The following is a 25,514-nucleotide window of genomic DNA, read 5'->3' as shown; positions in this document are numbered from 1 at the left end:
CGCCGGTTTTCACCGGACGGGCATTTCTATTGGTCACTAAAACATACTCCGGTATCCCGGAAAAAAGTTAGTCACGGATTACCTTTCTCACCAGGGTGGTATGTCCATCCGAGAAATGTACGAGGTTCATACCTTTGCCGAGTTGGTCAACGGTAATGGAATGAAGACCGCCAGGGAGCGTACGGGATTCCGAGTGGACCTCCCTTCCCAGGGCGTCGAAAATCCGGATTTTCCATACGCCGGGCCTGTCTGTATAAACATCGATTTTCCCGCTGCCGGACTGAGTAACCGGGTTCGGATAGAAGCTTCCGACTACCGGAATACCGGCGCGTCCCCTGATTGAGATTATATCGGAGAAGTCAACCGAGCCGTCGATATCAACCATTTTCAGGCGGTAGTAGGTTTGTCCGCGCGGGTTAGTGTCAATGAACTGGTATGCCCGGAGCTGGGTCGGCTGTTTTTGGGCTGCATCCACATGACCGATGGTTTCAAACGACTGTGCATCTCCTGACCGCATTATTTCAAAATGACTGAATGCCTCTTCATCGGCTGTCACCCAGTTGAGCTGGTTTTCACCCGACGACAGCGCCTTGCCCTGGAATGATACCAGTGTAACCGGCATGGCCTGTGACGCTGACTTAATGAAGAAGCCGCTAAACCCGGAGGTTACCTGGAAAGTAACTGCCCAGTGGTTCAGCACCGGGTCCCAGGTGACGGCATCAGGCACAATATAAGACGGCACGTCTGACGCATAGTGCTGTGGCAAACCGTCGTTCGGGTCGGAGACTCCTGCAAATCGTACTACTTGTACATTTGTGGTACCGGAAGCCGGGCCCGATGGAAGAAAGTCGGCTGTGATGGTCTGGTTATAGGCATCAAATTCGCCTTGAGTGAAATAAAGTGTGACCGTTCCTGTAGAAATTTCCGGGTCAGTTGCCGGTGCAATTTCATAGTGACGGCCTACCAGGCCATTTATCGGTCCGGTTTCAACCCAGACACTTGCTTTTACCAGCCCCGCCACCGCGTGGTTACCTGACGGAACGATTTTAGCCACGAATGAACAGGAATTTGCAAACATGCTTCCGGGCCCGACTACCTGTTCAACACTGGCAGAAGACGCAGGGATGTTTGCCGCATTTACCGTGACGCTGTGAGTGGAGGATGCAGAACAGCCATTGGCCGCTACTACCGAAACCGTATACTGCTGCGTTCCGGTAGCGACCGGATTGGCCACTACGGCATTGGTATTGGAAGCTGTGAGACCATTGCCACCCCAGGTATACGTGGCGCCCGCGCCGGCTGAAGGTACGCTAAGCGCAAGGTCGGCGGTCTGACAGACTTCACTTGCCGCCGTAATAACCGCTGATGGCAATGCATTTACGGTTCCCCGGATGGCAAAAGTGTAGGGATTCTCGTCGAGGTCGTTGTTGGCGATCGTCACCACGGCATCATGCGTTCCTGCCGTACCGGTAGTAAGCTGAATAGTAAAGCTGGTGGTTTGCCCGGATCCGACCGAGCCTGCCGGCTGCGTGGTTACCGAAAAATTCGATGCGCCCGGCCCCGACAAGGTAACAGCGGGCGAACCGGTCAGGGAGAGGGCTCCCAGGGTAGCCAGGTTCTTGATCGTGTACGATATTGAAGGGGCGGTTCCATTCAGACAAACAGCCCCGAAGTCGGTCTGGGCTTCCACAGACGGAGTTGAGCTCCCGTCGGCGATTACCTGGTCGGCGGCATTCACCACTTCTATTTCGGGGTCGCTGTTGGCGGTTACATAGCTGAAGTTATCCAATGCAACGTAATTGGCTCCGCTGACGATGATGACCTCCAGTGAATTCAGCACTACATTTTCGAGCGGAGTACCGCTGAAAGCAATGTTCTGAACCCAGCCGCCGGGCATGTCGCCAGACGGGCTGATGTTTTTGTCGACTTCTACCGTACCGCCGCCGTCGGTGCGGGTACCTTTAAATTTAATCACGGCAGAGGATTGGCTCCCTTCTGCGCCATCATTGTTGGACGTCCAGGCGTCGATAGCGATCAGCTTAAACCCGGTATTCGCGGTCGTGATCGTGGCAGACCCGGCCGATCCGGTCGGTGTCCCCCCGTTTCCGATGCCGGTGTCGAGGAAAAAGTTGGATGGGCCGCTACCCAGGCCGGAAGAGCTGCGCACTTTAAAGTGCCCGGTAGAATTAAATGCGATGCCATTTTCTGAAAAGGTAGTTGCGTTGGGAGTTTCGCCTTCAAACCTTTCAATAATGCCGTCATCATCGTTGATGGTTCCTACCCCGAGCCCGTCCAGTATGGCCACGCCATTGGTCGAATTGGAAAGCACCATGTGGAAAACTTCGTTGGGCTCGGCCACAGCGTCACGGTTGACCGCAACGGTGATGTCTTGCGTAAGGGCGCCGCCTGCTGTAAAGTTGACGGTAGTCGGCGGGAAGTTGGAAACAAAGTCATTGCTGCTGGTCGTGACATGTGCAAGCGCGACATCTACCGAGAAAGCGGTCGTGTTATTGGACCGGGTCAGCGTGAAGGCCATATTGGTATTGCCCGGGCCGGTGCCCTCCGAGATTGCAGCGTCGCCGATAGATACCTGGTGCACAACAATCGCGTTTGTTCCGAATTTCATGTTGTCAAGCGCCAGGTAATTCAAACCTGGTGAAATTGCCACGGAAACGCTGGTCAGCTGGATATTACTGAAAGGAGTGCCTGCAAAATTTACATCTGTAAAGTTATTGCCTGAGGCACTAAATGCTGCGGCATGGGTGACTGTGCCGGAACCATCGGCTTTTGTTCCGGTAAAGGTTACGGTTCCGTTTTGCGCTGAGACGCCGTCATTGGCCGAGGTGAAAATTTGTATCGATACCAGGTTGAATGAGGTGGCCAGCGTCGTTATTCCGAAGGTCCCCACCGTACCGGCCGGGGTGCCGCCATTGCCGATACGGGTATCCAGCGTCCCGCCTGAAACCGAGCCGCCGTTAGGTGAAATGATCAGGGCGCCGGTGGCTGTGAAATTGATCCCGTTCTGGCTGAAATTCTGGCTGTCGGTGGTTTCTCCTTCAAAATTCTCCGTTATGCTGTCGTCATCGAGGATGGTCCCGACACCCGTTCCTTTTAAAATTACCCCGTTAACCGGCGCGCTGAGGTTAACCGAAAAGAATTCGTTAGGCTCCAGTGAAACGTCGCCGTTTATGGTAACGTTGAAAGACTTGGAGGATTCTCCCACCCCGAAGTTGATCACCTGCGAATTGGGAGCATAATCCGTGCCGGCGCTGGCACTTCCGTCGACGGTTGTAGCGGTTACCGAACCTGACGAGCTGGTCTGGGTCCGGCTGACTGTAAATGTGAGCGTCTTCGTGCCGGAATTCCCTTCGAGCGTGCTTACATCATTGATGGAGTATTGATTGGAAACAATCGGGGCGGTTGTAAATACAATGTCGTCCAGGTCAATGTATTGAATCCCGGAAGGCAACGTAACAGTCAGCGAGGTAATGGGCGCATTGAGCGCTCCGGTAAAGGAATTGCTCAAATCATACCCCGATCCGATGTTGGTTGTGTTGATCGTTACATTTTCTGTAACCGTGCCGCCGGCCGCCAGGTTGGCTGTAAATGTTACGGTGCCGTTGGTTGGGTTGTTTCCGAATAAGTCCGATGCTATGTAAGCAGCAAATGAGCTGATATGGAAAGAGGTCGCGGGAGTGGTGATAGAAAAACCTCCCACACCATTTGCGCTGGTGAGCGTGTTGTCAGTATGGAGATAATAATGCGAACCGTTGGCCCCGTAAGCGCTGCCTGTGTTACCGAAGACCACGAACTTGCCTTGCGTGGTGAAGCTGATCCCGCCCTGGGAGAAATTCCGTAGGGGCGATTCCCCTACTGCCGGCCCCTCGTCTTCGAAGGACTCGGTGATCTGTGCGCCTGCGGGGAAGGCCTGTAAAAGAAAAAGCAGGCCGACCACAGCAAGATAACCTGTTTTCAAGCGCGGCGTGACAGATCGTAAAAGTTTGTCGATCATGGTTGGTTTATTTTCATAGTTGAGAAGCTGCCTTTCCCGGAAATGGCGCAGGCAGCCGTAAAATTGGCAGAGGCATGAGGGCCGTTCGCTTTGGAAACCCCTCATGCCCCGCTGTAAATGCTAGTTGCGTGACGGGAAAACACCGAACAAGCAGATGATATAGTTCATTCCTAAAACGGGCTGAACGATGCTGAAAGGCTGCCCGGCACCGGCCGGGGCCGTAGTGCTGCCCATATTTACCGGGTTTGAGGCCGCGGCATAGATGTTGGGCATCGGCGGATTTGTGGACCGGCCGTTCGATGCCAGCGCGGCTCCCGACGCAGTGTTCTGCGACGGTTCGTTCCCGGATGCCGTTTGTTGATGTACGTGCGGGGGCAGGTTGTTCTGTGTAAGCGTCATGTTTTCCGTCCCCTGGACTTGTCCGAGTGTGTAGTTACCGAGACCGGGCCCCTGGCCGACCCCGATTCCCACACGGCCCCGGAAATCGGGAAGTCCGAATGTAGTTTGTCCATTTCCGCCGTAAGTAGTGCCCAGAATAGAGAACAATGCGGTATTCTGCTGGATAGCCAGGATTTGCCCCTGGCAAAGCGCCCAGTTTCTGGGTGCAAAATTTCCTGCAAATAGCCTGATTTCGCCGATAGTACCTTCCATAAATGGTTGAGTTTATAAGGTTTACAAGATGTTTAGTTTCTGCTGGGGAAAATGCCTTCCATGCAGATAATGAAATTTGTTGTCAGAATTGGCTGTATGACGGAAAAGGGTTGGCCCCCTCCCGCAACACCCGTCGTTTGACCCATTGATACCTGGGACACGGTTCCCGTATAAACGTTGGGCATCGGCGGGTTCGTGGACCGCCCGTTCGATGCCAGCGCTGCTCCCGAAGCGGTATTCTGAGTGGGCTCGTTTCCTGATGCCGACTGCTGATGGACGTGGGGAGGCATGGTGGTAACCAGAAGTGTAGTAGATTCCATCCCGGTCATCTGGCCGAGCTCAACGTTGCTGAGGCCGGGGCCCTGGCCTGTACCAACAGGCAGCCTGCCGCGTAAATCGGGCAGGGCAAACGTATTTTGTCCGTCTCCACCGTAGGTTGTTCCCAGGATCGCGAACAAGGCCGTTTGCTGGGCGATGGAAACCAGACTTCCGTCGCAGAAAGCCCAGGTCAGGGGTGGGAAATTGCCGGCAAATAGCCTGATTTCCCCGATTGTTCCTTCCATAAATCAGAATAGGGTTGGTTGAAAGATATGTAAAGTATAACGTTGAAATCTAACGGTGAACGGTCAGCTTCCTGCCCACATCCGGAGCAGGTTACTGTGCGCCTGCAGCAATAAATTCGCCTCCGGAGCATTCGGGTCGCGCTGGTAAAGCGAGCCATGCACCTGGTTCAGATCGAAAAGGATCTGCCGGTGCCCGATATCTTTTACCTGGCTTTGTATCCAGCTCACTGCAACGCACCGCTGTCCGCTCAACACCGGGTTCACACAATGTAAATACTGGCATGGATATACGACGGCATCCCCTTTGCCCGCTTTGAAAGCCGTTACACCCTGTGGTCCTTGTATCACCAGCTCGCCGCCTTCATAGGCGTCCGGGCCGGAGAGGAAAACGGTCATCGCGAGATCGGTCCTGATGGGGGGCTGCCCCATAAACGGGCTGTCTACATGCCAGCCGTAGGCCATCCCTATTTCATACTTGCTAAGGAGAAAAGGGACTATTTGTGCGGGCATGGAATAAATCTGGAACAGCGGGCTCGCGCGCAGCGCCTCGTCAAAAATTGCCTGGATCCGGGGAAGTGTATCCTGGTCCTGCCGGTCGATCTGGAGGTTGTTTTTGACTGCTTTTGCAGCCATGCTTGCGGTTTTCGAGCCATCCAGGAAAGCGCTTTCGTTCAACAGGCTGTCGATCAGCTCAAGCTCGTCCGGTTTCAGTAATTGCGGAATGTGCAGCATATTTTCAGGCGACATTACGGATCCACCGCCGCATTTTGGGGTACACAAAACGCTCTTCCGGGCCAGTGGCCGCCGGCCGGTCGGTCAATCCCAGCCACTCCAGGATGGGAACTCCGAAATATCGGCCATCCTTAAAGTTCTCCAGGATATTTTTGCCCCCGCCGTGATATCCGCTGTTGTGAAATACCACCGCAGGATCTATCCCCGCCTCCAGGCTGGCAGCAAATGACCATGCAATTACAGCCATTTCGATGGCTTCCTGGTTTTCCTGCCCGGTCAGGTCCCCGGAGCGAAGCAGGCGCTCCCCCGGTTCCAGCAGGGCGATATGTCCTGCCTCATGTAGAAGGTCGCCAACGTATAACAGGCGCGACTTATCGACCAGCAATTTGCCGCGGTCTATTTTGATACCCGGTAAAAAGGTGTCCTCTGTTAATGATGTAAAAATAACTTCAATCCCTATTTCTTCGAGAAAGCGTTGTATTGCCAACAGCGAAAAATTGTCAAGATTTTCCATAGGGCAACTATTATAGCGTTTTGTTTGCCGGTAGAATAGGAAAACGGAATGCCGGAGACAGGAAATGAGCCATAGAATTATGCAAATAAAGCAGATCGTTGAGAAAAAGGAGGTCGGTAAAACTATTTTACAATAGTAGTAGAAATAGCTTGAACAAAAGTAAATATTTTAAACAAATACTTTATACAACAGTTCGTCACATTTTTTGATGATATAACTATAAATATTAGCTATGGATTCCTGTCAGTTTGACATAAAATTTGATCAATCGTTATTGTCGTGGGACCTGGCGATTTGTCTGAAAACGAAATGGCCGGTCCATTTCAACCAGCAGGATTATAGCGGTACCTGGTCCAGTATTTCGCTTCGCTCGGCCAGCGGCTCCGAAACGGATATACGTGCTACGGCAAACGCACGGTATCAGGATACTCCGTTATTGGACCGGTGCCCTTATTTCAGGTCCGTAATGGATTGGTTTCTTTGCGAAAAAGAAGCGGTACGGTTGCTTTCTCTCTCTCCCGGCAGCTTTATACGTGAGCACCGGGATCTGTCATCGGGCTATGAGGACGGTTTTTTCAGGATCCACGTTCCGATACAGACCAATGACTCGGTGTTGTTCCGGGTAAACGGACAGGAACTGAAAATGCTGCCCGGGTCGTGTTGGTACGCTAATTTCAACCTGCCGCATTTCGTTTCCAACGACGGCGGGACTGACCGGATACACCTGGTAATTGACTGCATCAGGAACAGCTGGTCGGACGAGCTGTTCCGTCGCGCGGGGTACGACTTTGAAAAAGAAGGGTACGTTCGTTACGACAGGGCCACCAAACTGGCTATGATCAGTCAGTTGTCGGCCATGAACTCGGAGACCGCTGCCCGCATTGTACGGCAACTGAAAGATGAGCTGGCGGCGGAGCAGGATGCATTATAGTGGAATGCGTTCAAAGCGGTCTCCTTCCGAAAGCCCGAAAGACCAGATTCTGGTTGTTTCGAAATAGCCGAATGTGCAGTAGAGGATCCGCAAGATTACCGAGGTTTTGTCGCGGCAGGCAACCGCCATTTCACCGGCGGCGGTCCGGAAAATAGTGCCGGGAGCTAGTTCCGTATCTTCCCCGGGACCGGCTTCCATGATTTTCACGTCGAACCCGTTGACCAGGGCCAGCGCGCCACGGTTCCAGGGATTGGTGGCCAGTACGAGCGCAGTAACCTGCTTTGCGTTCATTTCTTCCCACCGGATAACAAGATCTTTTACGAGCGGTTTCCCTTGCGCCGGTGACGTAGGCGCAGTTTGAGGCACCAGTTTCAACGTATTGTTCGCAATAGACGTCAGCAGCTGGATGGTTGCCTGTACAGCCACAAAGCCGTATTGTGCATCCACCAGTCCGAAAGATTGACTATCCCCGATTTCGAAAGGAATTTCGACGGCTACCGGACCGGTATCGAGTCCGGCGTCCATGCGGTGAATGGTAAGTGTTGCGCGCTGCGCTCCATTTAATATTTGCCAGAAAACAGGGAATGACCCGGCATATTCCGGCAATTTGCCAAAATGGATATTGTACACGCCGAAAGGTGCCGAATCAAGAGCGCGGCGCCGTATTCTGAGCGGGAACCCCAATACCAGTACGATATTTATCGAAGAGCTTTTCTGCCAGCCGACCAGTTGGTCGGTGATGTTCTGACGGTCCAGGATACGGAGCGGAACGCCCATGCGGGTGGTGAGGGAAACGGCCTGCTCATAAAATTCCGAGGCCTGGTTCAGAATTGCAACACCGCCCAGCAATTGGTTGGCAGCGGCCCATTGAAGCAGGGGAAATGCCGCAGCCGTGTTACAGATCAATCCTATTTTTAACATAGAGCGGTTTAGAAAACTTCCCAAAGGTGGGGAAAAATTTCTTTAGATTTGAGGGGTGAGGTTTGTGGAGGAACCATTCCACCCAAATTTCCCCCCACACCCCACACCTCACACCTCATACCTCACACCTCATACCTCACAACTTACACCTCACACCTCATGATCAATACCAAAGCCATCGTCATTACCGGCGGACCGGGAATGGGGAAGACGTCGATACTCGAGTATTTGGACCGCGCCGGGTATGCCTGCGTGGCGGAATCCGGGAGGCATATTATCCGGCACCAAATCGAAACCGGGGGGAGCAAGCTTCCCTGGGCAGACCGGGAGGGCTACGCCATCGAAATGTTTCACATGGCGGTACGCAGCCATCAATTGGCGGCCGAAACCGGCGCGCTTACTTTTTTTGACCGGGGACTGCCGGACACAGTCGGTTATCTAAGGCTGTGTAACCTGCCGGTTCCTGATGAAATCAGGCTGGCGGTTATGCGCTACAGGTATTGCCAAACGGTTTTTGTGACACCTCCCTGGCCGGAAATTTATGTCAACGATACCGAACGAAAACAATCATTCAGGGAGGCCGTCGCTACCTACGACGTGATGAACGAAGTCTATGCCGGTCTGGGGTACGACCTGGTCGAAATCCCGCATCTGCCTGTGCCGGAGCGGGCAGATTTTATTCTGGACTATTTGTGAGTAGCAATGTTTTCCCGTTTCATGATCTGTTCCCGGTCAGGGCCGACCGAAAGGTAGCCGACGGGTATCTGAAGCTCACGTTCCAGGAAAGCAAGAAAATTCAGTAGTGCCGGCGGCAACTCCGCGGGGTTTTTCCTGTTGGAGATGTTTTGTTTCCAGCCTTCGAGCTCTAACCAGACCGGTTTTATTTCTTGCTGCGTGAACAAAGACGAGGCATCCGCCGAGATATGGTCGCCGCATTGATAGTGGGTGCATACCTGGATACGATCAAAATCATCCAGGATATCCGCTTTGGTGAGGACCAGGTGTGTTACCCCGTTGAGCATGACCGAATACCTGAGAGCAGGCAGGTCGAGCCAGCCGATTCTCCTCGCCCTGCCGGTATTAGACCCGAATTCATGACCTTTTTCGCGGATAAGACCCCCGGTTTTGCCTTGTATTTCCGTCGGGAAAACACCGTTCCCGACGCGGGTGCAATAGGCTTTCGCCACGCCGTAAATCTTACCGACCAGCCTGGGCGAGACGCCGAGACTGCTGCATGCGCCGGCGGCGAGCGTAGTGGAAGAGGTTACATAAGGGTAGGTGCCGTGATCGATGTCGAGAAGCGTTGCCTGGGCACCCTCTGCGAGTACTTTTTTCCCGGTTCTGATCGCTTCGTTGAGGAACAGCTCGGTGTCGGTGATGGCGAAATCTTTAAGGAATGAAATGGCGTCGAGGAAAAGGTCGAGTTCTGTGTCGGGCACATTCACGCCCAGCCGGGCCAGTTCGGCGCATTGCCTGTCCCAGCTTTGAAGAAGCTCCGCCTCGAACCCCGGGGCAAAAATGTCGCCTGCCCGGAAATTTTGGCGAAGTGCCTTGTCTGCGTAGGCCTGTCCGATGCCGTTTTGAGTCGTGCCGATGGTGCGGTAAGCGGGATCATTCTCCATGTAAACATCCCGCCATTTATGCGTGGGAAGCAGGAGGTTGGCCTTTCGCGAAATCAGCAGGTGTTTCCGGGGGGTAAGGTCGCTGTCGAAATCAGTCAGTGACTGTACCTCTTTTTGAAAGCTGACGGGGTCTATCACCACACCCGACCCCAACAGGTTTTGTACACCGGGAAGCAGGATGCCGGAAGGCAGGGACTTCAGCGTAATTTTTTTGTTCTTGTAAACGATGCTGTGGCCGGCATTGGCGCCACCGTTGAAGCGCGCGACAATGTTGTAATTGCGGCTGATAAAATCGATGAATTTTCCTTTGCCTTCATCTCCCCACTGTAGTCCCAAAACGATATCCATATTGATTGTTTTTTGGACAAAATTAAGGACGGTCTACTCGCCGGCAATTGTCATTTGACAACTAACGGCCGGGGAGAATGGATTTCCTGATCCGGCTTAATGACGACGGCGTTACGCCCAGGTAGGACGCCAGCATGGCCTGCGGAACGCGGTTGGCGAGCCCCGGATAGTGCTGGAGAAAATGAAGATAGCGGGCCTTTGCGTCGAGATTGAGCATCATACTGGCTGTTTTGAGTTTGCTTTCGATGGAAAATCCGTGCAGCTTGGCCAGGAGGCGCGGCCATACCGTCACTTTTTTTTCCAGGGCGGCGAAACCGGAGAAACTGATGCTCCACACTTCACTGTCGGTGATGGCTTCGGTGTATTCAGTAGCGGGCGTTTGTTCGGTGAATGCCTGTAAGTCGCCGATAAACCTGCCTTCGTAGATGAAATACCGCGTGAAATCGTCTCCTGATTTGTTGTAATACAAAGTGCGGAATACCCCGGACCTGACAAAGGCAATACTGTTGCTGGTTTTCCCGGCTTCGGTGAAATATTCGCCTTTGGGAATAATTGTATTTTTGAAGGATGCTGCTATCGCCTGCTCCTCCGTTTCCGAAACGTTGCCAAACTTTTTAAGGTAGTTCAATAATTCTTCCATTTGCAGACGGTCGAAAGGTGCCGGAGCATAAAGGTAGAGAAACGGGTACTCCCGGCCATTGTCATTTGACAATAAAAATGCGGCGCCCGGGACCGTTATTGCAGCTTTACGGCCGACAGCGTAGTATTCAGGAATTTTTTCCGAAGTTTGAGGTGAACCAATTTTGTGAGTTTTGGATCCTGACCGTCTTATTATCCGTCGCCTGACCCGTGCCGACTTCCCGCTTTGCCGTCAACTGGTGGAGCAGGCCGGCTGGAACCAGCTTGACGACGATTGGGAGCGGGCGATCAGGCTGGAACCTGATGGGTGTTTTGTCGGGGATCTGAATGGGGTAGGAGTTGCCACGACCACCTGCTGCCGCTTCGGTACAACCGGCTGGATTGCCATGGTCCTGGTAGACAGGGCGGCACGCGGCCGGGGAGTTGCGCGGGAGCTGATGGCTCACGCGATTGCCTATCTCCGCGACTCGGGAGCTCAGACGATCCGGCTGGATGCCACGCCCCTGGGCTTGCCGGTGTATCAAAAACTGGGGTTCCGGATTGAATTTGAGCTGGTACGTTATGCGGGTAGATTTCCCGGTGCGGCCGCGCCGGAACGGGCAGTGAGACGCTACGCGGACGCTTCGGTGATGGCGGAGATCGCTGCCCTGGACGCGATAAGTGCAGGTGCGGACCGGTGTTCCTTTCTCGCATTGCTTCATCCGGCTGCCCCCCCTTCCTTTTACCTGAACAGAGATCAATCCGGCCGGCTTGCCGGCTTTGCCGGTTTCCGCAAGGGCCGCAACGCGGTGCAGATCGGTCCGGTTACGGCGGTTACCGAAGCTGCTGGAGCAGCGCTTATGGCAGACCTGGCTTCGGCTTTTCCCGGTACGGCTTGTTTCCTGGACATTCCCCTGGCAAATCCCGGGGCAATAAAATGGGTGGAAGCCCGCGGTTTCGAAAGGCAGCGCGGGTTTATGAGAATGTGCCTCGGGCCGGAACCACGCGACAAGCCCGAGTGGATGTGGGCCAGCTCGGGACCGGAAAAAGGTTAAGTTTTTTTTCTCCATGGCTCCGCCCGGCGGAATGGTTGTCGGGCGGAGCCGTGGAGCGCTGAACTCCGCTTATTGTTTCGCGTATACCAGTGGATTCAGATCGGAATCGGCGAGGCTTCCGACGGGACGACTGCGAAGCCAGGTATCAAGATCGGCCTGCTGATTTTGATTTTGCGGTTCGGTGACCCTGGCGCCGTCGGCGAAATAAATCACGGTCATTACCTCCCGCATCCGGTCGGGCGTATTGTTGCCGGGGGCCGCGTGGAAGGTCCAGCCGTAATGCCAGGTGGCATCACCGGCTTTCATGGTTTCGGCCCGCGTAACGGCCATGCCCTGTGATTGTATGAGGTCCAGGAATTCATTTTCCGACTGGTCGGAAATGCCTACGTCTACGGCGAAGCCCTTTTTGTGCGAGCCTGAAGCGAAGGTAAGCATACCCATGTCTACGTCAATGTCTACGAGCGGCATCCACATGGTGACGGTATTGCGCGTGTCCAGTGGCCAATAGTATTGGTCCTGGTGCCAGGGGGTGTGCCCGCCGCCCGGCTCTTTGTAAAGCGCCTGGTCGTGGTAGAGTCGTACCCGGTCGACGCCCAGAAGATCTGCCGCTATTTTGGCAAAGCGTTGCGCCAGCGTAAAATGTTTTACAACCGGGTCGACGGTCCAGAGATTCATGACCTGGAGAAAAGCCTTTCCATAAGTGTCGCGGTCTTTGATATCGCGGGTTTCCTTGTTGTTGGCGAAGGTTGCGGCATTGATGGCCTCACGGTAGAAGGCAACCTCGTCAGCATTGAGAACGCCGGGGATGAGCACGTGACCGTTTTCCCGGAAGTAGGTTTGTTGTTCCTCCGTTATGTTTTTATAACCGCTCAGATCGGGCGGGTTTAGTGTTTTATTCATAATAAATACAGCTTTTTGTAGTAAAGGTGCTGCAAAATTGTAGAATGCGGAAAGAAATAGTAAGGCAAAAAATTTCCAATTAATGGTTTATTTTGTCCTGAAATTAGAAATTGTTAAAAATATCAAAAAAATAAGCGATGATAAGGGCCACTTTCGAAAGTATTACGCCCAATGACAAATCTTCTTTCCTGGTAAATAATTTTGCGCTGGAGAAGTTCACTGCGCCTTATCATTTTCATCCTGAATTTGAGCTGACCCTCATCACCGCCGGTACCGGTACCCGCTTCGTCGGGAAGAGCATCCAGGCTTATGGCGCGGGAGACCTGGTATTGCTGGGCCCGGACCTTCCGCATTGCTGGAAATCGGAGGACATAGTCAGAGGAGAGTTAAGGTCGCATTCCATCCTGGTGCAGTTTGAGAGCATGTTCCTCGGCCCGGCTTTTTTCGAGCGGCCGGAGCTGGCGTCAATTTCGGAGCTCTTCAGAAGAAGTGCCTGCGGTATACGTTTCCTGGGCGACACGGTAGCGGATGCTACGGGGATGATGAAGTCACTGAGCCGGGAGGAGGATCGCTTCCGGAGAATGATTGCTTTGCTTGAACTCCTGGAGATGCTGGCCAGTTCAAGACAATACGAACTTCTCGACACTGACGGTACGATGGGCCTGTCGAAGCCCGGCGAGCAGGAGCGGATCAGCATTGCTTTGGCTTACGTGGTAGAAAACTTCCGGGACAAGGTGGTACTTGAAAAGGTAGCTTCGGCGGTAAGTATGTCTGCAAGCGCTTTCTGCAAATACTTCAAGCGGGTGACGGGAAAAACGTTTGTAGAGACCGTTACTGATTACCGGATCCATTTTGCCCGCGAGCAGCTTCTGATGTCGGAGCGATCGATGACCGACATAGCCTTTGATAGCGGCTTCGGGGATTTATCCCATTTCTATAAGGTGTTCAGGCGCCGGATGAAAATCAGCCCGCTGCAATACCGGAAGGATTTTCTCAGGAAGCTCCGGCATTCGAACGGCTGATGTAAACAACGGATACCATGTACCCGCCGCGCGTATTTTTTTGACTGAATTACGCCCGGGAGCATCCTGCTGCGACTTAGCTGAGCAAACATGATGAAAGTCATTTGTTTGCTTCCCCGGGAGTATTACTTTAGACGTTATTATAATCCTCCTTTATCTATTGTATTCTCCGGGCCATCCTGGAAATACAGTTGTGCCCGGAACTTCCGGGACCTTTGATGGGCAGCGTGAGCGGTAGTAATGCAGTTCGCGCTGTCTGCTTTGGGAATGAGGAGGTGATGTGGAAGGCGTAGTAAAGTTGAAACCAACCACTGCCTTCTAAGCAGTAGGTCTTTGGTTGTTACAATCGTACTGTAGTGAAACATTGTCCCAACGACACTCTCCTTGTCACTTCCCCACATTCTAAAAATAAAGCCACGCCCACTCACTCATCCCTCACACCTCACACCTCATCCCTCACCCTCCCCCCTAGTATCTCCCCTTAAATACCAGATTATACGAACAGGTTTATTCTCATACTCCGGTTAAGGTTTTCACGATGAAAAAAAACTTGTTTCTGATCGCCGGCTTATGCCTGGCAATTCTCCCTGTATTCTCTAAAGCGGGAAATATTCCTGAAGGCGGAAGCCGCGTAGAAACTGCGGCACCCACGGCTCCGGCCCCTTTTCGTTTCACCGCTGCTTCGGCCAGGGTCAACCCGGCAACGGCGGGCATCGTAACCGACGAGCGCCTCGGCGAGGGTAAAGGCGTTTCATTAAAATCGGGGATACAGCCGGCCATCGACAGCGGGCGCGTTGATGCCGACGTGGTTTTTGACGTGAAACTCCCGGCTCCCGGGCGGTACCTGATGCACACTTTCGCCGTTACTGACGAAGAAGGAGCCGAAATGATGAAAAAGGCAAAAACCAAGTTCGAATCGCTCTATATCAAAATACAGATCGACGAAAACCGGCCCACCAAAAGGGTGGTGTATGTGCCTTGGGATGTGAAAAGACAGGAATCCGGGAAGTTTGAATTTTCGGGCCGGGACCAGCAGCTCAAGATCTGGCTGCCTAGGGGGGTCAGGCTCGAATATATTGAGTTGAAACCCTATGTGGCGCCTAAAATTCCTGAGGGAGCGGTGAATTACAAGCCGGCTGTTACGCCGCCCGCTTCTCATCCGCGGCTATGGGTAAACCGGCAGACGTTACCTGCCCTGAAAGCCGGCCTTGACAGCCCGGAACATCGTGACGCCTGGAAAAAAGTAGAGAAAGCCGCCGCCGAGTCCTATGATTTTAAGTTTGAACCCAACCAGGAGGTTTCCTTCGATCCGAAGCTGGAAAAGGCCGCCGAAGCCAAAGCCTTTTACTACCTCATGACCGGTGACCAAAAGACAGGACGGGAGGCGGTAACGTTGATCCGGAACTACATTTCACTGGTGGAATTTGGCAACCTGCTGGATATTACCAGGGAAATCGGCCGCGCTATCTATACCACTTCACTGGTATACGACTGGTGCTACGATCTCCTCTCCACCGAAGACAAATTGTCTCTGCAAAAGCACCTGATGCGATTGTCGGACGATATGGAAATCGGCTGGCCTCCGTTTCTGACGAGCATTGTCAACGGCCACGGCAACGAGGCGCAGGTATGCCGCGATCTTCTTTCCATGAGTATTGCGTTATACAACGAAGACCCGCTTCCCTACCAGTATACGTCCTATGTCGTGCTCGAAACCTTGGTCCCGCTTCGAAAATTCGAGTACCAGTCGCCCCGGCACAACCAGGGAGTCAGCTATGGCGCTTACCGGTTCGCCTGGGACATGCATGCGGCCCTGCTTTTCGAACGGATGCTCGGGAAACCGGTATTCGACGACAATATCAAACGCGTTCCGGAATATTTCCAGTACATGCGCCTGCCCGACGGTCAGATGCTGCGCGATGGCGACGGTTTCGGCACCGGGAAACCGGGGGAAGTTTTCTATTGGAAGGCGCCGCTCACCATGCTGCTTTGTTATGCTTACTCTAAAGACCCGCTTATTAAAGGCGAATTTGTGAGGCAAGGCGGGTTGCCTGCTGACCCGGTCCTGTTCCTGCTGCTCAACGACCCGGCGGTAAAAGCAAACGAGGACGTGACGTCACTGCCGCTCACAAAGGATTTCGGCCCGGTGCTGGGATCCATGATTGCCCGCACAGGGTGGAATATCGGGATGGATAGTCCCGACGTGGTAGCTGAGGTAAAGGGTGGCGGCTATCATTTCGGAAATCACCAGCACAGCGACGCCGGCTCTGTCCAGCTTTACTATCGCGGCCTGCAGTTCGGCGACCTGGGGGTATACAAGTTTTATGGTACGCCCTACGACTTCAGTTTTAACAAGCGCTCTATTGCGCATAGTATGGTGCTTGTTGAAGATCCTTCAGAAGAAATACCGCGGAGCCAGGACATCGACGGCGGTACCAGGTTCAACCAGCGCTACCCCAAAACCGCCGAAGAGGTAACGACCGACCCCTGGTATAAAAATGGAGAAGTCCTGGCGGCAGATTTTGGCCCGTCAAAGCAGAAACCCGCTTTCAGCTATTTCTCGGTAGACCTCGCAAGCGCGTACACAAAAAAAGTAGAAAAATTTAACCGCAGTTTTGTCTTCCTGAACCTGGAGAGCACCGATATCCCTGCGGCGATCGTCATGGCCGACGACATCACCGCTTCCAACCCGGCATTTAAAAAATACTGGCAGATCAATGCGCTGAATGAGCCGGTCATAAATGAAAAGGGTTTTGTGCTGCACAGCGAGCGGGAAGGTAAAAAAGGTTTTACCTATGCCGAAATGCTTGTTCCGAACCCACAGGAGCGAACCATCAGCGTAAAGAGTGGCGGGGAGGCGAACAGCTCGCTGGTAAAAAAAGTGCAGGCACCTGATGTGAATCTGCCTGAAATAAAGGGGCACAGGATCATGGTCTCCCCGCTGAAAGCCGCCGCGAGGGATCATTTCCTGACCGTGTTCCAGGTAACCGCCGATGGTGTAAAACCCATGCCGGTGCAGCATTTGAGTACTGAGGTAAGCGACGTAGTTGTGCTTGGCGACAGATTGGTAAGCGTAAGCAGAACAGGCGGGCTTATCGCGGAGAAATTTACGTTGAAAGTGCCGGGCAAAGCCGGCGTACAGGCTGTATTAACCGGTATGAAAGCGGGGAAATGGACGGTTTCGGGTGGAAAACCCCGTACCAACCTGAAATTAACAGTAGAAGAGGGCAGGCATACTCTCTATTTCGAGGGCCGAAAAGGAGCTTACGTGATAGCGCCTGCTGAAGATTAGGTGTGTAAAAAAGAGGGTGTCTGAAACAACCGTTTTAGACACCCTCATATGGTGTAGGATTACTTTTTGAGATTTTTAATGCCGTCAGGCAAAGACTCCAGGAAGGCCATAAGGTCGGCAAGCTCTTTTTTCTCAAGCAGCTCATCCAATCCCGGAGGCATCATCGACACGTTGTGAGGATCAATGGATTTGATTTCCGACCGGTTGATGCGCAGCCCCGGTCCGGGGCCCGGCGCAACCACCACGTAGTCGGCGGTTTGTTCTTTGATGATCCCCATATAAGTTCCGGATGCAGTTACGACGTTCACTGTCTCATGCTCTCTTGCAAAGCTTGAGCTGGGGAAAACAATAGCTTCCAGGATATCGGAGCTAGACCTGATATCACCGATGTTGGTCAGGTCGGGCCCGAAAGGATTTCCCTCTGGTCCTACTGCGTGACAGGCCGAACAAGAAGCTTTGCCGAAGAAGAGCTTGCGGCCCTCCAGCACATCGCCGCCTTTCAGCTCACTTTCGAGAGAGGTCAGTCTTTCCTGCTGGGCAGCATGCAGGCTACGGATTTTCGCAATTACCGGTTTGGCCTGCTCTTTTACGCCTGCCGGGTATTTGGAAAGAATGCGGGCCAGGTCCTGTTCCGGTATGTTCGTCAGGTTGTCAGAGATCCTGGTCAGCGTTTGCACAAAGCGTTGTCCCACTTTTTCAGATGTGCTGTGGCCGAAAACCTCCATAAGCCCCGGGAGCAGGAAAGGGTCGGCTTCCGGAAGTGTCTGTCCGGCAACGGAAAGCAGCTGGCTTTCGGTCGGTTTCATCTGGCCCAGTACGTTTACTGCAGCCTGACGCACGGGAGCTTCCTGTTTCTTGCCAAGTAAATCTGAAAGGAGACCGAAATCCTGGTCGCCGAGCTCGGGGGTGGTGGCAATGCGGGCTGCGAGCGCCTTGACGCGTAATGCAGCCGGAACTGACGTATTGCGGAAAAGGCCAAGCAAAGGTTGATCTACACCTTTCACACGTCTCGATTGAATGAGGTTAAGCGCCTCTGAAACGATGGCTCCATCCTTTGACGTCATCAGCTCTTTCAGCTGATCAGTCCAGGTGGATGGCAGCTGACGTACGTCGCAACGGCCGATTACAGAGAGGAACAGGAGTTTTTCCGCCGGTTCAACACTTTCCCGAAGCTGTTTGGAAACGAACTGCTGCATTTCGTCATTCTTGCAGAAGGTCACCATCAGGTCGCGCAGCGCCATTAGCTCTTCGTCGGTGTGGTCCTTTTTGGTGAGCTGCTTCTTCATAAAATCAACTACCAGGTCGGTCCATTCGGGGCGGTGCGTAGCTACCCAGATGCCTACGGTCCGGAGATCAGCGCTGTTGCTGGCCAGGAACGGCGCGAGGTGCTCTTTTTTCAACGGGGAGTTATCCATTTGATCAAGTGCGATAATGGCCGCCTTTTTTACCCGTTCCGACGGGTTCTGTAGTGCCGATAGCAAGGCGTTGCTATCATTCAGCGAGATCAGCGTATAAATGACGGCGTGTTCTACAAAGCGGTCATCGGTCCGGGCGACTGCTTTCAACAGGGAAGGAATGGCCGTTGCATCGCCTATTTGACCGAGTGCGGTAGCCGCCTGCCGGCTCACCTGGGGCACGTCGGTAGCTGCTGCCTTTGACAGAAGGGGCACAGCTGCTTTATCGCGGGCCATGCCGAGCGCGCGTGCAGAAGCGGTCCTCACCAGCGGGCTTTTGTTTGAAAGCATTGACCGTACCGCCGCTAGTGAAGCCGGGGTGCCGATACGTGAAATGGCAAAAGTCAGCGCTGCAGCTTCTTCCGCATCCTGGGTAGCGGCAATTTTCGAACGGAAAACCGCGATAGATGCGTCTCCTTTTTCAACCAGCTGCTGTATGGCCCGTTTTCTCACCGCCGGTCTTTTATCGGCCAGGAGTGATTTCAACTGTGCCGGTGTCGAGGCAGACCAGTTGATTGCGTTGCCCCAGGGGTCTTTGGTCTGCGCAACGCCGTTCTTCCGGATCCGGAAGATGCCGCCTATTACATCCGGTTTGGCTACCCTTGAAAGCGGGCAGCCTTCTATGAACCAGCCGCCGGTGGTAACCACCAGCATACCGCCGTCGGCGTCCATCAGGACGTCTGTCGGATGGCTGTCAGCGACAGACGACGTCATGAACGGGGTATCTACGCTGGTATAGCTGGCGCCGGCAGTCTTTATTTCATGGCGCATAATCCTGCCGGTATTGAATTCAGCGCTGAAGAGGTTACCCTGAAATGCTTTGCCCCATTCCTGGTTTTCGAGGCGCATCAGGCCGGAGGGTGCTACGCGGGCCGTTTTGCTCAGCACCGGCATGAGCGGGCCGGTCAGTTTTAACTGGTCTTCCTGTATAACCGGGTTGGGTTTGGGATATACGCCGCCTTCTACCCAATGCATCAGTGCATCGCGGAAACCGCCTTGCGGGTCAACAAAGTAAGTCATGGTACCGATTGTCTCGCCACCCGGCATGAAGGCCAGTTCAATTGAATTGTCGAACCCGCCGGCAGAAATCCATTCCAGGCCGCTTCCGTCGGTCCTGCAGCGCCAGATCCGCGCTCCTTTTCCTTTGAGATTGACCCCCTCTTTGGTGGTGATGTTGAAGCTGCGGCGGGCATCGGTCATATAAAGCCAGCCGTCAGGCCCCATAAAAGGCCCGTGGAGGGTAGCCCCGTTGGCGTGCAATACCCAGCCGCTCATCAGCACCTCGCGTTTGTCTGATTTGCCGTCACCGTCGGTGTCCGTGTATTTTACCAGGTTGGGAGATTCGGTGACATAGAGGCTGCCCTGGTGGAAGACGCCGCCCATAGGAAGCGGGATTTTATCGGCAAAGATGCCGCTCTTGTCGAACTTGCCATCGCCGTCGGTATCTTCCAGCAGGCGGACATGGTAAGTCGGGTTTTTGAGCATTGTCTCGGTACCCATGTCGTTGATTTCGGTCGATTCAAAGACAAAAAGCCGCCCCCGTTCGTCATAGGAGGCAAACATGGGGTAAGAAATCAGGGCGGGATCTACTACCTGTTCAATAGTAAAACCTTCAGGAACGTGAAGCCCGGGGGCCGGAATAGGAGAGTCGCTGAGCTGTTTCGGGAGCGCGGCAAGGCCCAGCAGGGCCAGCAGCGGAATTCCTTTTGACAGCAGGGATCGCTTCTTGTGTAACATTGATATAAACGTTTATAGGTACTCTTTTCCCTGCGCGGCACCTGCCGCGCAGGAGGGATATTATGGGTTTTGCTTCAGACTGGGGTTCACAATTATTTCCCTTTCCGGAATGTAGAAAACCACCCTGGGATCGGTAGGTTCTACGCGGAAATGAAAATTGTCTGTTCCGTGCATGCCGGGGTAAGCCCGTACCAGCGGCAGGTTGTTCCGGTACAAATCCCCGGGGCGATGTCCTTCGTAGGCGAGCTCCATGCGGCGTTCCTCCAGCACCACCTCCAGCGCGGTGGCATGCCCTTGCATGTTGCCGGTCGAATACAGCGCGTTACCGGTTAAACCCGCCCGTTTGCGGATCAGGTTGACGTCGTCGAGGGCGCCTTTCGCATCGCCGGTTTTTGCCAGCGCTTCCGCACGGTTCAGGTACATTTCGGCCAGGCGGAGGTATACCGGTGACGACAGGTTGGCAATGCCCTCCTGCCAGTTGAACTTGTTAATGAAATACTGCGGGGAAGTGCCGCGGTATTGCAGTACGCCATTGATATAATGCACGGTTATAAATTTGAGCCGGGCGTCCTCCGGGTGTTTCATCAGCAGGTCCATCAGTGATTGAGAGGTGTAATACTCACCCCAACCGGTAGATAGCGTTGCCGGGTCGTTGTAATAAAGGGAACCTACGGCATTTTTATCCTTATTATCTGCGATGGTATGCCTGAAATTAAAAATGGTTTCGGGGTTGGACTCCGGCACCAGGGTAGGCGATTTGATATAAGTGTCGCGATTGGCCAGCTCATATTTGCCCGATTCAATCACCTTATTGGCGAACGCAATGGCCTTGTCGTTTTCGTTCTGGTAGAGGTACACGCGCGAAAGAAGGGCCCAGGCAGTCTCACGGGAGGCAAAATTGGCATTTTTTTCAACCGTCATGAGATTGGAAGCCTTTTCGAGATCCTGTATAACTGCCTCATATACTTCTTTTACCGAGTTGCGGGCTACCTCCATGGGCGGCTGTGCCGTCAGGATTACCGGAACGCCGGGGTTTTCCCCGTTCCCCTGCGTAAAAGGACGACCAAAAAGGCGCACCAGGTTGAAATGTGCGAGTGCCCGCAGGAAAAGATTTTCTCCTTTCAGCTGGTCGAGCTCGGGAGATTCGCCGTCCGCGATGCGCTCGATGATCAGGTTGGTGCCGTAAATCAGCTTATACGACTGTTGCCAGAAGTCGGTGGTGGGGTACATGGTCGGGATGTGCTGGTACGAAGCCCCTAGTGATGCCTGGTCGCCATCGGCGCCACTTTGTACGACGTTGTCGCCCGGCCACTCATTCAGTGTAAGGTAGTGGCGGGTATACGGCTCGGCTACCAGCATGGCATAGTTGCCATAGGTGGCAATCTGGATGTCCGACAGGGTAGAAAGCGCCGTTTCGTTCGACTTCCCGGTATAGGGCTGCAAATCGGTGTCGCAACCGGCGCATACTACCGAGAGCGAGAGTGCTATTTTTATGATGGTTGTTTTCATTGGGATAAAGGTTTGAGCGGTGAGGTGTGAGGTTTGAGGTGTGAGGTGTGAGCGCTTACGCCAATTCTCTCATAGCTAACACCTCACTACTCATAGCTAATACCTCACTACTCATGGCTATTCTAAAAACCTACGTTAATACCAAACATGACTTTTCTGCTGATCGGGTATTTGATACTCGATGACCCGCCACCTGAACCGATGACTACCTCCGGGTCCATGCCCGAGAATTTGGTGAACGTCAGCAGGTTGTCGGCGCTCACGCTCAGGCGCGCGTGCTTCATCCTGATTTTCTGAAGCAATGATTCCGGCAGATCGTAGCCCAGGCTTACGTTCCTGAGCCGCAGGTAGCTGCCGTTTTCCAGGTAGCGGGACGAGGCCTGGTTGGAGTTGCGGTTGCCCCCGAATACCGGTTTGGGGTGCGTCGCAACGTCGCCGGCTTTTTGCCAGCGGCTCCAGCCGTCGGCCAGTGCCATGCTGTTATACGTGTAATATGCTCCGTCTGAGTCGAATAGCTGGCGCGAAGTGTGATAAATCTTGTTGCCGCTCACGAAATTAAAGAACAGGTTAAGGGTAAATCTCTTATAGCCGAAGGTGTTGGACATACCGCCGGTAAAATCCGGCAGAGAGGGGCCCACCACCTGGAGCGTGGCGTCGCTGTAGTTGTTGGTGATGGTTTTGACCTGGGAACCATCGGCTTCCGTCGTGATTTTTTCCCATTGCGGGTCCCCGTTCGCAGGATCAACTCCTGCCCATTTCCTCATCTGCCACATATACAGTTCTTTCCCTTCGCTGATCAGGAGGTTACCCTGCCTGATGTCTTTTCCCTGGTTAAGCGTGAGGACATTGCTTTTGTTGAACGCGATGTTCAGACCCGCATCCCAGGTGAAAGCGCCGCTGCTCAGGTTATAGGTTAAATTGGCTTCAACGCCCTTGTTCCTGATGGCGCCTACATTGCGGGTGACGGACGGGAAACCACTGGTAAAGGGCAATTCTACGTTGAGAAGTAATCCGTCCGTGGTTTTTTGATAGGCGTCGAGGTTGATCATCAGCTTGTTAAAGAGCCCGATGTCCACACCAATATTCCCGCTTTTTGCCTTTTCCCAGGTGAGATCCTGATTCTCCAGCTGGAAGGGCTCTGCCCCTGAATTGCCGGCATACTGCGTGGCATAGCTATAGAGTCCCAGGGCCTTGTAATTGTCGATCTGCGCGTTACCCGTTACGCCGTAGCTGGCCCGTAGTTTCAGAAGGTTGACCGTAGACTTATCGAAGAAATCTTCATTGCTCACCAGCCACGAAGCGCCCAGCGTGAAGAAATTGCCGGCTTTGTTGTTTCTTCCAAAACGGGAGGAATATTCCCTGATGTACGACGCCGAAAGAAAATACCGGCTCGCATAGTCGTAATCCAGCTGGACAAGGCCTTTGTTAAAGCTATTTTCTAAGATATCGCCGGATGCACTAAGAATCCGTGACGCAGTGCTCATGACATGCAGGCCCGGGGCGAACCCTTCGCCGGTGGTATACCGGTCTTCGGTACGGTTTTTTTCCATTTCAACAACACCGAGGGTTTTAAACCCGTGAAGGCCAATGTTGAAATCGTAGTACAACCGGTTGGAAGATACCATTGAAAGATTCTCTCCCATACCGTTTCCAAGCCGACCCAGGCCTTTGCCCGCTTTGGAGCGTACGTCGTTGTAAAGCTCGCTTTTCGAGCTGGTATAGCTTACGCGGTTATACGAGGAAAAGGAAAGCCCTTTGGAAATGTGGTAGGTGAGGTTGACATCGGTATCGGCCCCCGACTGGTTGCTGTTGTTGCGGTTATACTGCCAACCGTGGAGAAAATTCTCCTGCTCTCTTCCGAACCATCCGCCTTCCGTACCCCGGTTGACGGAGCCGTCTGCATTGTAGGGGCGGTCCCAGGGCATGTTGTTGTAGGCGCCGTACAGCGCGCCGTCCAGACCCGACGGGTCGTATTCGGCGTTGTTTCTTCTCAGGTTGATTTTGACCGCCAGCTCGAGCTTGTCATTAATGGCGTGCGTAATATTGGTCCGGAGATTGAACCGCCGGGCAGAATTATGGCGGAGCGTACCCTGTTCGTAGTAATAATTGCCGGCTGTGTAAAAGCGTGTTTTTTCGGTGCCGCCTGAAAGCGACAAAACATAGTTCTGTGTAATCCCGGTGCGGAAAGCGAGGTCCCGCCAGTTGGTATTCTGTTGCAGCACAGAAGAAGGGATGTCCTTGTCGAACCGGTCGGTCGGGTAGAAGCTCTTGGTATAATCATAAAGTTCCCGGGAGTCCATCACCCTGAAATTGCCGGAGGTAGGGGTTGCGGTTCCCGTGTTGATGCTGAAATCAATCCTGGGTTTGCCGGACTTCCCGGACTTGGTGGTGACAATGATCACCCCGTTAGAGGCCCGGGAGCCGTAAAGCCCGGTTGCCGCCGCATCTTTCAGAATGGTGACCGACTCCACGTCATTGGGGTTGGCGGACCCGCCCACGATACCGTCAACCACCATCAGTGGTCCCGCACCGGCGGTAATAGAGCCCGAGCCACGTATGATGACTGTCGACGTGGCGTTCGGGTCCCCGGAAGCATTGGAGACGATGACACCCGCGGCTTTTCCCTGCAGGAGATTGGTGGTATTGTTGGACGTTACGTCGTTCAGCTTCCTGCCTGACACGGTGGCGACAGCGCTCGAAATCTCCGAGAGCTGCTTTGAAGAATACCCCACAACGACCAGCTCATCCAGGGCTTTTTCGTCCTGCACCAGGGTGATTGACAGAGTGCGCTGCCGCCCTACCGCAACCTCCTGCGTTGCAAACCCTACGAATGAAAAGACCAGGAGGGTATTTTCATCAGGGATTTCCAGCTCAAAATTTCCTTCATTATCAGTAGTTGTGCCTCTCTGCGTGTTTTTGATGAGAATACTCACGCCGGGCAGGCCGATGCCGCTTTCGTCCGTTACTTTCCCTTTTACCACTTCCGCTGCGGATCTCGCTGGCGCCGGTGCAGCCTGAAGCACCGCACTCCCGCTTCGCCTGCCATTTAACTGTGAACTGCCTATTGGCTCGGGGCGTGCTTTGCCTGTCAGCACAATCTGGCGGTCTTCCAGCTTCCATTCAATTCCGAGGCTGCCGAACAGGTTATTCATGACCTGTTCCAGCGTACCGGTTTCCCTGAAGGTGATTTTGCGCTGGCTGTCGATGCGGTGGTTATTAAAGAAGAAGCTGACCGAAGTTTGCCGTTCAATTTCTTTGAGAACATCCCGGAGCGGCGCTCCCTTAAAGGCCAGCGATACCTTCGCTTGCCTCAGGTTCGATTGGGGCCCGTAAATGGCCGGCGCATTGCCTCTCGATGGTGCGCCGCTGGCCGGGGTACCACCCTGAAGGATCTGGAAAGAGAGCAAAATTGCAACGATCATTCCTTTTTCTATTTGGAAGGATAAGGTGTTGAATGGAAACAAACCGTATGAAGTATTTCTCATATCTTTGTTTAAGGTTTAAAATCGGAAAAGGATTTGGCCCGGATGCCGTCTTGCTCTCGCCAAAGACTCTGACGGCATCCATTTTTATGGCAGGACCGGAAACAACTCCCTGTTTCGGTTTCTGAGGTTTTTACATTTTCTTAAGGGT

The 25,514-nt window shown here is 53.5% G+C and carries 17 protein-coding genes; 5 read left to right on the top strand and 12 right to left on the bottom strand.

The features are described 5' to 3' along the window. Positions 1-67: 67 nt before the first annotated feature. The 5 genes from ABD852_RS16575 to ABD852_RS16555 form a co-directional block, all read right to left on the bottom strand. Positions 68-4,012 carry a Calx-beta domain-containing protein gene (locus tag ABD852_RS16575; RefSeq protein ID WP_345030935.1) on the bottom strand — a complete coding sequence of 1,315 codons (3,945 nt, stop codon included), beginning with the start codon at positions 4,010-4,012 and terminating at the stop codon, positions 68-70. 120 nt (positions 4,013-4,132) lie between these two features. Next, entirely contained in the window at positions 4,133-4,663 is a 531-nt protein-coding gene (locus ABD852_RS16570) for a phage tail protein (protein WP_345030932.1), read from the bottom strand. A gap of 32 nt (positions 4,664-4,695) precedes the next feature. Then, positions 4,696-5,226 (bottom strand): phage tail protein, encoded by a 531-nt coding sequence (locus ABD852_RS16565; protein ID WP_345030930.1) that lies wholly within the window; start codon positions 5,224-5,226, stop codon positions 4,696-4,698. A gap of 63 nt (positions 5,227-5,289) precedes the next feature. Continuing rightward, positions 5,290-5,973: a Fe2+-dependent dioxygenase gene (locus ABD852_RS16560; RefSeq protein WP_345030928.1), complete on the bottom strand. Its 684-nt coding sequence runs from the start codon at positions 5,971-5,973 to the stop codon at positions 5,290-5,292. Beyond that, entirely contained in the window at positions 5,963-6,472 is a 510-nt protein-coding gene (locus ABD852_RS16555) for a hypothetical protein (RefSeq protein WP_345030926.1), read from the bottom strand. The genes ABD852_RS16560 and ABD852_RS16555 overlap by 11 nt, the downstream gene beginning before the upstream one ends. Positions 6,473-6,704: 232 nt before the next feature. On the opposite strand from ABD852_RS16555, the gene ABD852_RS16550 reads away from it, so the two are divergent. Then, on the top strand, positions 6,705-7,403 hold the full coding sequence (locus tag ABD852_RS16550; RefSeq protein ID WP_345030923.1) for an aspartyl/asparaginyl beta-hydroxylase domain-containing protein: 699 nt from the start codon (positions 6,705-6,707) through the stop codon (positions 7,401-7,403). Here ABD852_RS16550 and ABD852_RS16545 read toward each other — a convergent pair. Continuing rightward, the gene (locus tag ABD852_RS16545; protein ID WP_345030922.1) at positions 7,398-8,324 is read right to left on the bottom strand and encodes a formyltransferase family protein; all 927 of its coding nucleotides are present in this window, start codon (positions 8,322-8,324) and stop codon (positions 7,398-7,400) included. The genes ABD852_RS16550 and ABD852_RS16545 overlap by 6 nt on opposite strands. A 159-nt stretch (positions 8,325-8,483) precedes the next feature. Between ABD852_RS16545 and ABD852_RS16540 the strand changes: the two genes are divergently transcribed. Next, the gene (locus ABD852_RS16540) at positions 8,484-9,020 is read left to right on the top strand and encodes an AAA family ATPase (RefSeq protein WP_345030920.1); all 537 of its coding nucleotides are present in this window, start codon (positions 8,484-8,486) and stop codon (positions 9,018-9,020) included. On the opposite strand, the gene ABD852_RS16535 is transcribed toward ABD852_RS16540, so the two are convergent. Both ABD852_RS16535 and ABD852_RS16530 read right to left on the bottom strand, forming a co-directional pair. Then, positions 9,011-10,294, bottom strand: coding sequence for an adenylosuccinate synthase (locus tag ABD852_RS16535; protein ID WP_345030918.1), 1,284 nt, complete (start codon positions 10,292-10,294; stop codon positions 9,011-9,013). The two genes, ABD852_RS16540 and ABD852_RS16535, sit on opposite strands and share 10 nt — an antisense overlap. A gap of 61 nt (positions 10,295-10,355) precedes the next feature. Continuing rightward, a complete protein-coding gene (locus ABD852_RS16530; RefSeq protein ID WP_345030917.1) occupies positions 10,356-10,934 on the bottom strand; it encodes a Crp/Fnr family transcriptional regulator in 579 nt (192 codons plus the stop codon). Positions 10,935-11,106: 172 nt separating this feature from the next. On the opposite strand from ABD852_RS16530, the gene ABD852_RS16525 reads away from it, so the two are divergent. Further along, complete coding sequence (locus tag ABD852_RS16525) at positions 11,107-11,967, top strand: GNAT family N-acetyltransferase (RefSeq protein ID WP_345030915.1); 861 nt, start codon at positions 11,107-11,109, stop codon at positions 11,965-11,967. Between the two features lie 69 nt (positions 11,968-12,036). Here the strand turns inward: ABD852_RS16525 and ABD852_RS16520 are convergent, their stop codons facing one another. Further along, positions 12,037-12,867: a phytanoyl-CoA dioxygenase family protein gene (locus ABD852_RS16520; RefSeq protein WP_345030913.1), complete on the bottom strand. Its 831-nt coding sequence runs from the start codon at positions 12,865-12,867 to the stop codon at positions 12,037-12,039. A 137-nt stretch (positions 12,868-13,004) separates the two neighbouring features. Between ABD852_RS16520 and ABD852_RS16515 the strand changes: the two genes are divergently transcribed. After that, positions 13,005-13,889, top strand: coding sequence for an AraC family transcriptional regulator (locus ABD852_RS16515; protein ID WP_345030910.1), 885 nt, complete (start codon positions 13,005-13,007; stop codon positions 13,887-13,889). 538 nt (positions 13,890-14,427) lie between these two features. Further along, positions 14,428-17,181: a hypothetical protein gene (locus ABD852_RS16510; protein ID WP_345030906.1), complete on the top strand. Its 2,754-nt coding sequence runs from the start codon at positions 14,428-14,430 to the stop codon at positions 17,179-17,181. 59 nt (positions 17,182-17,240) lie between these two features. Here the strand turns inward: ABD852_RS16510 and ABD852_RS16505 are convergent, their stop codons facing one another. The 3 genes from ABD852_RS16505 to ABD852_RS16495 form a co-directional block, all read right to left on the bottom strand. Beyond that, on the bottom strand, positions 17,241-20,372 hold the full coding sequence (locus ABD852_RS16505; protein ID WP_345030903.1) for a PVC-type heme-binding CxxCH protein: 3,132 nt from the start codon (positions 20,370-20,372) through the stop codon (positions 17,241-17,243). Between the two features lie 60 nt (positions 20,373-20,432). Further along, positions 20,433-21,881 carry a RagB/SusD family nutrient uptake outer membrane protein gene (locus ABD852_RS16500; RefSeq protein ID WP_345030901.1) on the bottom strand — a complete coding sequence of 483 codons (1,449 nt, stop codon included), beginning with the start codon at positions 21,879-21,881 and terminating at the stop codon, positions 20,433-20,435. 122 nt (positions 21,882-22,003) lie between these two features. Continuing rightward, positions 22,004-25,366: a SusC/RagA family TonB-linked outer membrane protein gene (locus ABD852_RS16495; protein ID WP_345030899.1), complete on the bottom strand. Its 3,363-nt coding sequence runs from the start codon at positions 25,364-25,366 to the stop codon at positions 22,004-22,006. Positions 25,367-25,514 lie beyond the last annotated feature (148 nt).

Origin of the sequence: Ravibacter arvi, from assembly GCF_039540405.1 — a bacterium.
In the GTDB taxonomy this organism is placed as follows: Bacteria; Bacteroidota; Bacteroidia; order Cytophagales; family Spirosomataceae; genus Ravibacter; species Ravibacter arvi.
The sequence above is the reverse complement of the archived record's forward strand: the minus strand, read 5'-3'. Positions and strand labels throughout refer to the sequence as shown.

What these genes read in the sequence shown, in the direction of transcription:
- ABD852_RS16575 (WP_345030935.1), bottom strand. Translation starts at nt 4,012, where the DNA reads ATGATCGACAAACTTTTACGATCTGTCACGCCGCGCTTGAAAACAGGT.
- ABD852_RS16570 (WP_345030932.1), bottom strand. Translation starts at nt 4,663, where the DNA reads ATGGAAGGTACTATCGGCGAAATCAGGCTATTTGCAGGAAATTTTGCA.
- ABD852_RS16565 (WP_345030930.1), bottom strand. Translation starts at nt 5,226, where the DNA reads ATGGAAGGAACAATCGGGGAAATCAGGCTATTTGCCGGCAATTTCCCA.
- ABD852_RS16560 (WP_345030928.1), bottom strand. Translation starts at nt 5,973, where the DNA reads ATGTCGCCTGAAAATATGCTGCACATTCCGCAATTACTGAAACCGGAC.
- ABD852_RS16555 (WP_345030926.1), bottom strand. Translation starts at nt 6,472, where the DNA reads ATGGAAAATCTTGACAATTTTTCGCTGTTGGCAATACAACGCTTTCTC.
- ABD852_RS16550 (WP_345030923.1), top strand. Translation starts at nt 6,705, where the DNA reads ATGGATTCCTGTCAGTTTGACATAAAATTTGATCAATCGTTATTGTCG.
- ABD852_RS16545 (WP_345030922.1), bottom strand. Translation starts at nt 8,324, where the DNA reads ATGTTAAAAATAGGATTGATCTGTAACACGGCTGCGGCATTTCCCCTG.
- ABD852_RS16540 (WP_345030920.1), top strand. Translation starts at nt 8,484, where the DNA reads ATGATCAATACCAAAGCCATCGTCATTACCGGCGGACCGGGAATGGGG.
- ABD852_RS16535 (WP_345030918.1), bottom strand. Translation starts at nt 10,294, where the DNA reads ATGGATATCGTTTTGGGACTACAGTGGGGAGATGAAGGCAAAGGAAAA.
- ABD852_RS16530 (WP_345030917.1), bottom strand. Translation starts at nt 10,934, where the DNA reads ATGGAAGAATTATTGAACTACCTTAAAAAGTTTGGCAACGTTTCGGAA.
- ABD852_RS16520 (WP_345030913.1), bottom strand. Translation starts at nt 12,867, where the DNA reads ATGAATAAAACACTAAACCCGCCCGATCTGAGCGGTTATAAAAACATA.
- ABD852_RS16515 (WP_345030910.1), top strand. Translation starts at nt 13,005, where the DNA reads ATGATAAGGGCCACTTTCGAAAGTATTACGCCCAATGACAAATCTTCT.
- ABD852_RS16510 (WP_345030906.1), top strand. Translation starts at nt 14,428, where the DNA reads ATGAAAAAAAACTTGTTTCTGATCGCCGGCTTATGCCTGGCAATTCTC.
- ABD852_RS16505 (WP_345030903.1), bottom strand. Translation starts at nt 20,372, where the DNA reads ATGTTACACAAGAAGCGATCCCTGCTGTCAAAAGGAATTCCGCTGCTG.
- ABD852_RS16500 (WP_345030901.1), bottom strand. Translation starts at nt 21,881, where the DNA reads ATGAAAACAACCATCATAAAAATAGCACTCTCGCTCTCGGTAGTATGC.
- ABD852_RS16495 (WP_345030899.1), bottom strand. Translation starts at nt 25,366, where the DNA reads ATGAGAAATACTTCATACGGTTTGTTTCCATTCAACACCTTATCCTTC.